We start from the raw sequence: 1,319 nt of genomic DNA on the forward strand, positions 1-1,319 counted from the left end.
CACCGCCCTTTTCCCGGACGCCTGGAGCGCCAGCGGAAGGTGATCCGGGATCCAGAGGATGAAGCGCCGCCAAGCGGCTCGATCTTCGGCAACGGTGCAGTGAGCGGACGCTGCGCGTCTTCTTGTGCTGGGTCCCGGATCACCTTCCGCTGGCGCTCCAAGCGTCCGGGAAAGCGGTGGTGGGGTGGGAAGTCCGGCGATCCTGCTCAGTCGTCCCGGCTGTCCGGATGGGCGGCGATCAGCCGGTCGAGATCGCCCCGGTCGAGGGACGCCGGGGGCCGCGGCAGCGCGGCGGCCAGCTCGCGGGGGGTGGCCGCCCAGAAGTCGCGCGGGCGCCAGCCGAGGCGCCCGAGCCCCAGCGCCAGCGCCGCGTCCCACGGGAAGGCGGGCCCAGGGGCGGACCCGGGGCCCGGCGCGCTCCCGCCCGTGGGGTTCAGGGGCGCGCGGAATCCTCCGCGGGCTCCCCGAAGGCCGCGACCAGCGCCGCGCCGAGCGCCCCCGTGACGGCCTCCAGCCGCCCGGCGAGCGGCAGGCGGGCGACCGCGCGGTCGTCGAGGTCGTGGCCGCCGCCCCGGAGCGCGGCGCCCAGCAGCGCGATCAGGTCGCGGGCGGCGAGACGCCCGCCCGAGAAGCGCTCGGCGAGGCCGGCGAGGTCGCCCGCCTGCAGGGCGTCCTCCAACTCGGCGAGCGCCCCGAGGGTGAGGCAGAGGGTGAAGCGCTCACCCCCGAGATCGAGCGGCACCTCGCCGCGGCGGCGGTTGGCCATGGCTCAGGCCGCCGTGAAGGCGAGGAGGCCCGCCGAATCCAGGCTCATGTCGAAGGTGACCTCGCCCGCGTGGTCGCCGCGGTATTCCAGCGCGGTGATCTGGAACGGGCCCTCGATGGTGCCGAAGCCCGGCACCACCACCTGGAAGGTCTCGACCGCGCCATCGAAGAAGAGCTGGCGCAGGCGCAGGTCCGAGGCCTGATCGCGAAACACGCCCGCGCCCGAGACCGCGGCGCGGCGCACGCCCGCCCCGGCCAGCAGCTCGCGCCAGCGCCCGGCCGAGTCGGCGTTGGTCACGTCGACCGTCTCGGCGTTGAAGGCGATCTGCCGGGCGCGCAGGCCCGCCACCGCCGCGAACCCGCCCGCGCCGTCCCCGGCCCGGATCAGCAGGTCCTTGCCCCTCTGCGCACTCATCGATGTCTCCAAGTCAGGGGGATCCCCAAGGGCCTCAGGCCCTTGGGCAGGGTTCGGGGCGGGGCCCCGGGGTTGGAACCTCCGACCCGGCTTCGCCGGGCCGGCGGTTCCAAATGCAGGGCTCTGCCCTGCACCCGCG

3 protein-coding genes are annotated in these 1,319 nt (G+C 75.6%); all 3 read right to left on the minus strand.

Translation table 11 applies throughout. The features are described from left to right. Positions 1-206: 206 nt before the first annotated feature. Genes AX737_RS31830 through AX737_RS04305 form a run of 3 tightly spaced genes read right to left on the minus strand, consistent with a single transcriptional unit; the run spans position 207 to position 1,180 of the window. A complete protein-coding gene (locus AX737_RS31830) occupies positions 207-437 on the minus strand; it encodes a phage tail assembly chaperone (RefSeq protein WP_082772879.1) in 231 nt (76 codons plus the stop codon). Further along, the gene (locus AX737_RS04300; RefSeq protein WP_066919266.1) at positions 434-766 is read right to left on the minus strand and encodes a gene transfer agent family protein; all 333 of its coding nucleotides are present in this window, start codon (positions 764-766) and stop codon (positions 434-436) included. The genes AX737_RS31830 and AX737_RS04300 overlap by 4 nt, the downstream gene beginning before the upstream one ends. Before the next feature lie 3 nt (positions 767-769). Beyond that, the gene (locus AX737_RS04305) at positions 770-1,180 is read right to left on the minus strand and encodes a phage major tail protein, TP901-1 family (RefSeq protein ID WP_066919268.1); all 411 of its coding nucleotides are present in this window, start codon (positions 1,178-1,180) and stop codon (positions 770-772) included. Between the last annotated feature and the right edge of the window lie 139 nt (positions 1,181-1,319).

The sequence above is a fragment of the Methylobacterium sp. CCH5-D2 genome, assembly GCF_001556475.1.
Taxonomy (GTDB): domain Bacteria; phylum Pseudomonadota; class Alphaproteobacteria; order Rhizobiales; family Beijerinckiaceae; genus Methylobacterium; species Methylobacterium hispanicum.

Coding starts and splice junctions, on each gene's coding strand:
- AX737_RS04300 (WP_066919266.1), bottom strand. CDS start 766: ATGGCCAACCGCCGCCGCGGCGAGGTGCCGCTCGATCTCGGGGGTGAG.
- AX737_RS04305 (WP_066919268.1), bottom strand. CDS start 1,180: ATGAGTGCGCAGAGGGGCAAGGACCTGCTGATCCGGGCCGGGGACGGC.